Annotated in this window: 9 protein-coding genes and 2 riboswitches; of the genes, 5 read left to right on the forward strand and 4 right to left on the reverse strand. The window is 40.7% G+C overall.

The annotated features are described in order from the left end of the window. Positions 1 to 9: 9 nt before the first annotated feature. Both AC1DOK_RS12140 and AC1DOK_RS12145 read right to left on the reverse strand, forming a co-directional pair. Positions 10 to 291: an MFS transporter gene (locus AC1DOK_RS12140; protein ID WP_477554540.1), complete on the reverse strand. Its 282-nt coding sequence runs from the start codon at positions 289 to 291 to the stop codon at positions 10 to 12. Continuing rightward, positions 240 to 1,160 carry a polysaccharide deacetylase family protein gene (locus AC1DOK_RS12145; RefSeq protein ID WP_477554541.1) on the reverse strand — a complete coding sequence of 307 codons (921 nt, stop codon included), beginning with the start codon at positions 1,158 to 1,160 and terminating at the stop codon, positions 240 to 242. The genes AC1DOK_RS12140 and AC1DOK_RS12145 overlap by 52 nt, the downstream gene beginning before the upstream one ends. A 184-nt stretch (positions 1,161 to 1,344) precedes the next feature. On the opposite strand from AC1DOK_RS12145, the gene AC1DOK_RS12150 reads away from it, so the two are divergent. After that, the gene (locus AC1DOK_RS12150; protein ID WP_477554542.1) at positions 1,345 to 1,548 is read left to right on the forward strand and encodes a hypothetical protein; all 204 of its coding nucleotides are present in this window, start codon (positions 1,345 to 1,347) and stop codon (positions 1,546 to 1,548) included. Between the two features lie 46 nt (positions 1,549 to 1,594). Here AC1DOK_RS12150 and AC1DOK_RS12155 read toward each other — a convergent pair whose 3' ends face one another. Next, on the reverse strand, positions 1,595 to 1,900 hold the full coding sequence (locus tag AC1DOK_RS12155) for a hypothetical protein (RefSeq protein WP_477554543.1): 306 nt from the start codon (positions 1,898 to 1,900) through the stop codon (positions 1,595 to 1,597). A 181-nt stretch (positions 1,901 to 2,081) separates the two neighbouring features. Between AC1DOK_RS12155 and AC1DOK_RS12160 the strand changes: the two genes are divergently transcribed. From AC1DOK_RS12160 to AC1DOK_RS12175, 4 genes are all read left to right on the forward strand, one after another. Continuing rightward, complete coding sequence (locus AC1DOK_RS12160; RefSeq protein WP_477554559.1) at positions 2,082 to 2,636, forward strand: RNA polymerase sigma factor; 555 nt, start codon at positions 2,082 to 2,084, stop codon at positions 2,634 to 2,636. Next, positions 2,633 to 3,100 (forward strand): hypothetical protein, encoded by a 468-nt coding sequence (locus tag AC1DOK_RS12165; protein WP_477554544.1) that lies wholly within the window; start codon positions 2,633 to 2,635, stop codon positions 3,098 to 3,100. Before AC1DOK_RS12160 ends, AC1DOK_RS12165 begins: the two co-directional genes overlap by 4 nt. 35 nt (positions 3,101 to 3,135) lie before the next feature. Then, positions 3,136 to 4,317, forward strand: a complete 1,182-nt coding sequence (locus AC1DOK_RS12170; protein ID WP_477554545.1) for a hypothetical protein — start codon at positions 3,136 to 3,138, stop codon at positions 4,315 to 4,317. 229 nt (positions 4,318 to 4,546) lie between these two features. Further along, positions 4,547 to 4,633: riboswitch (cyclic di-GMP riboswitch) on the forward strand. 93 nt (positions 4,634 to 4,726) lie between these two features. Beyond that, positions 4,727 to 4,814: riboswitch (cyclic di-GMP riboswitch) on the forward strand. Positions 4,815 to 4,896: 82 nt separating this feature from the next. Next, positions 4,897 to 5,553: an anthrax toxin lethal factor-related metalloendopeptidase gene (locus AC1DOK_RS12175; RefSeq protein WP_477554546.1), complete on the forward strand. Its 657-nt coding sequence runs from the start codon at positions 4,897 to 4,899 to the stop codon at positions 5,551 to 5,553. Between the two features lie 128 nt (positions 5,554 to 5,681). Here the strand turns inward: AC1DOK_RS12175 and AC1DOK_RS12180 are convergent. Next, positions 5,682 to 7,640: S-layer homology domain-containing protein (locus AC1DOK_RS12180; protein WP_477554547.1), on the reverse strand; the 1,959-nt coding region annotated here is incomplete at its 5' end.

Here is a 7,640-nt window from a genome sequence, read left to right on the forward strand (position 1 = left end):
TTAGTCCTCCTAAACTGGCCTGCCAGTCTGTTTCTTCTTCGTATCTATCGACGATAGATCAGAATTATATTTCGTCCATTCTAATATAAGCCCCATGATGACAGCTTGCAAGGATACCCCCCAGCGGATAATAAAGCCGTTCATACCGAAGAACATACCTTCTCTACGCTCACCTGTTCTTCGTTCATCTTCATCAATAATTTCAGCTAGCATGACATCCATCAATACAATTAGACCAGCTAGTCCCGCTCCACCTTTATTTGGCGCTGATGATCGCGTAGTTCTTTCCAAGTAATCATGCGTACGTTCTCACTAACAATTAACGCACGAATCTCTTCATCAAGGAACAATCGCGCTTCCATATCACGTTTAGGTGCATCTGGTTGAATCGCCTTCAGCTCTTCAGTAGCAAATCCAGGGTGAATGTAAATTTCCGTAATTCCAGGTCTTAAGCCACGAATCATCTGCATCATCCCTTGCTTCATCTCATCATAGGTTTCTCCAGGTGTATAATGAAACGGATGTGTAAGAAGATCATCTAGAATCATGATTCCCTTCTCCTCAGCTAGCTTAATCCTTGCGGAAGCCATATCCTTCAACACCTGCGGAAGCTCTGCCATAGCCGTGAAACCGCGCGGGAGTCGAAGTGGTAATCCGTAATGTTCGCAAGCCTCTAGAACAATTTCGAGAAAGTCTCTACCTGTCGCTAGTCCATATAAACTACCCATATGAATATCTAAATGTGATGGATCAACACCCCATGCAATTGCTTGCTCAATTTGATTCCTAATTTCCGTTCGTATTTGCTCGTCATCCGCATTCAGTTCGAATGTCAAGCAATCCTCAGGAAAGAATCCATCATCTGTTATAAGGCTTCCTACTTCTGTATTCCGTGTAACGGGACCCCATTTATAATGCTCCCATTCGCTTGTAAATGTGAGATGAACACCAATATCAAGCCCAGGATACGCTTTAGCAAAGGCAGCTCCTTCCTTAGCCCATGCACATGGCACCATAAGCGTTGCAGATGATATGGCTCCTGCTAATAGCAGTTGCTGCGCAGCATCATTCATCGAGTGGCACATTCCATAGTCGTCTGCGTTAATGATTAGCAATTTATCTTCCGGTGCATAACCCATTTGCACATGCTGTCTAGTCATTATTAATCCATCCCCTATCAGGAAATTTTAGGAATACTTAGATGAAAGTGTTTTCAACAGAATCGTTCATTTCTCCTTCTTTTTCTATTTATTCATTTCATTCAATCTTCTATTGACGTATGGCGTCATTCAAGGTTACCCTGACTTTGTTCACAACTAATCTTATAAATGGCGCGATTCCACTATGGCTTTACTTAAACTCGAGCATGTTTCCAAAAAGAGAGGTAACTCTACACTCTTCCCACCTATTCATATGCAGATTGATCTCGGTCAATGTTCGGTTATTCAATGTAACAGTGAGCTAGGCAATTTACTCATACATATGGTTATCGGACAAATCCCTGCCTCAGAAGGTGTAGTCACTTTTCAGGGAAACGTGGCTGAATAACTTAATGATCAAACACAAAAATCCCTCTTAGCTGAGGGATTTTTTGTTAAAAACGACGACCGCAACATCTAGAGCAGCAGCATTGGTGTCGACGATCATTTCTAAAGCGGTTCCTAGGCTCTAACAACACAATTGCAAGTAAATCAAACAATACAAGAGGTAAAATAAAAGGAGCGAAGAACCACGATGTATAGGCTTTTCTATCATCTCTATTACCCGAATTAACTTTCAGGTATACTTTATCTCTATCTACTTTAGTAATTGTTCCTTCATATACACCTTGTGTCGTTCTAATTTGCACTTCTTTATTGAGATACTTTTGGCATTGACGATAATTAGTACTCACTTGCATCATACTCCCCTCTTCTGATTATAGAATCCTAAATCCTACTAATAAAATATGAATCTGTAACATCAAAAGTGTGGGTATACAAGCAAATATAATAGAAGTAAAAGTAAGTGCAGGGTTATCTAAATATATGTACGTCTATTAAATTGGAGAGGGGGGAGACGCAATCGAAGAACACGTTCTGATCGAACGAATCTTGTCCGGCGACCAACGTGCTTTCAGCACACTGATACACATGTATCAAGCGTATATTTACAAGCTCGTGTTTTCCGTAGTTAAGAATCATGCCGATGCAGAAGACGTCACACAAGAAACCTTTGTGAAAATCTATCGCGCCCTCCCTCAGTACGAGTTCAAGGGGTTCAAGACATGGATTAGCCGCATCGCAATGAATAAAGCAATCGATCATCTGCGGAAGTCCGAACGTATACAATTGCGGGAGAATGCTTTGACAGATCCGAATCAATTAACCGCCTCAGATCTCGAAAGGCAATATCTCGACCTTGACCCTACAACCGAGCAACAAGTAGTTATGAAAGAAACAAGGCAGCTTGTGCATGCGCAACTTCAAGAAGTGCCGGACAATTATCGTGAAGTCGTCGAAGCCTATTATTTTGAGAATAAAACCTATGTAGAAATTGCTGACGAGCAAGGCGTAGCAACCAAAACAGTAGAATCTAAGCTATACCGTGCCAAACAGTGGATGCGTAAACGTTGGAAGGAGGAGGATTTTGAATGAGCCATTACGAGCAAGACATATGGGAAAGCTACATTCGAGGAGATCTGCCAGATAAATTTGCAGTTGAAATTGAGGATCATCTTTATCAGTGTGATGTCTGCTTATTCACCTATACAACCTATTTGGAGCTTCATTCATCACGCCTGCCTAGTCCATTAGATGGTGATGCGTTAACAAACGACATTCTAACTACAATATTCGGCCCAAATATAGAGCAGGTAGAAATTGAGACCCCTTCTTCTAACATCGAACCTGTAAGGATCGATCACTGGCGTTCACTTCGCAACTATCTAATTGCTGCAGCAGCAACGATTATTCTCATGGTTACAGGTGTCTTCAATGGACTGTTTGAGCAAGTTGATGGTCTACAGAGCCGTACAGCTGAACGAGAAACTTCTGTATCTGAGAAACTAGTGGATCAGACCGCTATCTTTTTAAATGATATACATCCCAAGAAGCCTTAAATAATAAATTTTAATTGAGTGAAGGAGGTTTCATCATGGTTCAAATACAAGGGTTCTTCCCTTATTTTATTTCCCTGTTTCCTGGTCTGGGGCATTTATATATGCAACGACCTGTGAAAGCACTGGGTTATGGCATTCCGTTCTGGACGGCAGTTCTAATGTTTTTTGTTATCTTATTTGATAGCCCTGACTTTGATCCATTACTCTTACTGTTTGCAGGTGGTGTTATCTTATGGAGTATTTGTTTCATTGATATGATACTCACCATACGGAAGTTAAAGGCATATCACGCACAAGCTTTCATTAACCCAGCTCAACAAACGTACACAACAACAGGTTATGGAAGAGATCCATTCGCACCTGAAGCAGCTTATAGCTCCAATCAGGCAGCGCAGCAACCACCATTTATGAAGGGACCTTCTTATCAACACCTATCACCAGCTAGTCCACCAGTGTACGATCCTGAACGCTCCAAGGTATTGCTACTGTCGTTCATCCCTGGTCTTGCTCATTTCCATCTCGGACTCATGAAGCGTGGATTATCGATAATGGTCTTGTTCTTCGGAATTCCTATTTTCATCTTCTTCGTCGTTGGAATGACTGGGGGAGACTCGTTTCTAGCCTTCTTACTAGCATTACCTGTTATCTTATTCTATGGGATGTACGATGCGCTTAATCTTCTTAAACGCAAACAAGCAAACCTTGAACTGATTGACTGTTCTTTCTTTGATGATTTCTATCATAATCGTTCCAACCAAAAGAATCGTACAGTCGCTACATTACTGTCCATCTTCCCTGGCGCCGGTCACCTATATATTGGGATGCAAATTCGTGGTATTCAGCTAATGATCGGCTTCTTACTTTCCTTGTATATGCTGGATGTATTGCGTCTCTCTTTCTTCCTGTTCCTAATCCCGGTGTTCTGGTTCTTCTCCTTCTTCGATGCTCTGCAGGGTATTTCCCGACTGGAACACGGTGAGGTCAAAGATATACCTATTGTGAGCGGACTTCAAAACTACCATAGATGGATAGGAGTCGGCATGCTGCTTCTTGGTCTGTACGTTGTATTTGATCGGATAAGCCCGCTACTTTATGAAAAAGTCTTCGGTAATACAAACTATTATTATTTGATACGTGATTATTTCAACATATCAGTAGTCTCACTCATTTTGATCATTAGTGGCTTTGTCCTCTTGTTCCGCAAGAAGAAAAACTAATCAATCGCAACTGAGTTGAAAGGCCCAAATTTATTTGGGTCTTTTTTCTGTTAGTAAATTAAGTTGGTGAACAATTATACGGATCTAATATTCGGATTTTTAAAGGTGCAACTGGCATTTTGGATACGTGGCAAATTACATAATTTTCAAAATATTCCGCTTGACTTTCTAGTAAAATAGTACTAATCTATTAATAGATTTATAGATTTATCAACTACATAATTTATCATATTGATAAAGGCAAACCCATCGAAAGATGGCGACGCAAAGCTATAGGGACTACAGCGATTATTCGCTAAGTCAGCCAGTTACCGGTATTGAAGCTTAACGTTAACTACGTTATTTGACACTTCTTTGCTTGGTAAAGAAGTGTTTTTTATTTTTTCTATAACTAACTACATATGCAACGTATTGATAAAGGCAAATCCATTGAAAAATGGAGACGCAAAGCTATAGGGGCTAAGACGGTTCATCTGTTATGCCAGCCAGTTACCGGTATGGAAGATTGGTTTCATTTTCGACCCCTTCCTTTCGGTGAAGATTTCTTATTATTAACCGACAAGTAACGGGGGAATTACAATGAAACGTCTATTAACTGCAGTTGTAGCTGCTACCTTCATATTCACAGCTTTTATAGCAACACCTGCTTTTGCTGAAACCAATGCAAATGGTTATGTTGATAATATCGTAGTTCTACCTAAAGGTGACTATAACGAAACTGAAGCTACAGCAATGATGGAACGTCTAGCTAAGATACCAGCAGCTTTATTGAAGGGTTTAGACGCTAAAGGCGTAAAAGTTAAACTCGTTAATGGCAAAATTACAGACGATCCTGAATTTGCACAATATAAAGGTGTTACGCCAAGAGGTTGGGAAAGCACTGGCCTTACTTGGGACGATGTTCCTGGCGTTAGCACTAACAATGTAATTGTAAGTATTGGCCACAGTAAGAAGGGCAAAGGTCATAACAGTTACAATCTAGAGCTTCACGAAACCTTACATGCCGTTGATCGCATCGTTCTTAATGAGATTAGTGCTACTGCAGAATTCAAAGAAGTATGGAAGAAAGAAGCTAACGTGAAGTATAAAGACGATGGCTACGTATCGGTTTATCCAACGGAGTATTTTGCAGAAGTAGCTACCTTATATCTATACAATGACAAGACACGTGATGGACTTAAGAAAGACATGCCTCTAACTTACGATTTCTTGGACAAGCTGTTCACGAACCTTTAATTGAATGTCATACAAATAGAAGTTCCTCTAATACCAGGTTAAATGGTAAAGGAGGAACTTTGTTGTTTGCAAAAGAAAAACTCCAACCTGGTTTAAGTTAACCGGATTGGAGTTTTGTCATTTAGTTATTAAGGGTACACACGATTAGGTTTGATTTGATCCCATGATTCTAAATCATCATCTTCCCTAGTGTAATCATGGTAGTTAGTCGCTTCTAATACATCTCTATAGTACCACTTATCTGATGTATTATCTGGCCATTGTTTTGTATCCTTATGAATACCATCGACTGAAACTTTACGATTCAATACACTATTGATAAAAGCCATTGCTTCTGCACGAGTAATGTTCTGGTCAGGCTTGAAGGTCTTGTCTGCATAGCCTTTGATCCAACCTTTGTTTGCAGCCGATGCGATATACTTCTCTGCCCAGTGTCCTTTGATATCCGTGAAGAAATCATTGTCTCTTAGATCAAGCTCATCGAACTTAGAAGCTATTGTTGCAAACTCAGCTCTTGTAATCGCTTTGCCTGGTGCAAAGGTGCCATCCAAGTATCCGCTGATTACTCCTGCTTTATTCATTGTTGAAATGTGCTTGTTAGACCAACGGTCACTACTTACATCTGAGAAGGAATTTGTGCTAGCTAGATATTCTTTACGGCTGTCATCTTCCATCAATCTGTAGAATATCGCAGCTACCTCTTCACGACTAATATTATTCTCAGGCTTAATCGTCCCATCTGGGTAACCTGCAATATAGTCAAAGTGAAGATCAAACTCTAGCTTTGGCGGCACTGCAGGTAGTGGTGGCAGAGGTGGCAATGGATTAAATCCTGAGCCTGAATTATTGTCTGTCGTATTATCATCTGGATTTGGTCTAACTGGAATTCTAGTAACTGTAATTGTAATGGTTGAAGTTGCTGTTCCACCCTTACCATCACTAACTACTACCGTAAAGCTATCGTTCCCTACATAATTTGTATCCGGTGTATATGTCCAACTTCCGTTTCCGTTTACTACTACTGATCCATGGCTTGGATTACTGCCCTTTACATATGTTAGTAGATCTTCATCCGGATCTGCTGCAACAACTTGCCCAGATACTGGTGTGTTTTGCTGCGTGCTTACATTATAGTTACCCACTGTAGGTAAATGATTTTCGGAAACTACTTCAGTTACTTCAATCTTAACTGTAGATTTTGCACTTCCGCCTTTACCATCACTTACGTTTACATTAAAGCTATCTTCACCTACATAATCCTCAGCAGGTGTGTATGTCCAGCTTCCATCTGATCCTACTACTACTGTTCCGTGGCCTGGATCACTGCCCTTACTATACGTTAATGTATCTGCTTCATCTGCATCTTGTCCTACAACTTGTCCGCTTACTGGTGTGTTCTTAGGTGTTGTTTCGTTATAATCCCCTACTGTTGGTGCTTGGTTTTCAGGAATTACTTCTTCAACTGTAATCGTAATTGTCGATGTCACACTTTCGTTTGTGCCATCACTTACATTTACCGTAAAGCTATCTTCACCCACATAATCCTCATTAGGTGTATATGCCCAGCTTCCATCTAGGTTTACTATTACTGTTCCGTTAGCCGGTGGCGTTCCTTCCGAATACGTTAATGTATCTGCTTCATCTGCATCTTGCCCTACAACTTGTCCACTTACTGGTGTATTCTTCGGTGTTGTTTCGTTATAATCCCCTACTGTTGGTGCTTGGTTTTCAGGAATTACTTCTTCAACTGTAATCGTAATTGTCGATGTTACGCTCTCGCCGTTACCATCATTTACGGTTACCGTAAAGCTGTCATTACCTACATAATCTTTATTTGGTGTATATGTCCAACTACCGTCTGGTTTTACAACCACAGTTCCGTTTGTTGGTGCTGTTCCCTCGGCATACGTTAACGTATCTCCATCCGGATCTGCTCCCACCACGTTACCTGACACTGGCGTGTTCTCCGGTGTTGTTTCGTTATAATCCCCTACTGTTGGTGCTTGGTTTTCAGGAACTACTTCTTCAACTGTAATTTTAACTGAAGATGTTGCTGTTCCACCATTACCATCATTTACGATAACGGT

The sequence above is a fragment of the Paenibacillus sp. P5_B5 genome (genome assembly GCF_056400365.1).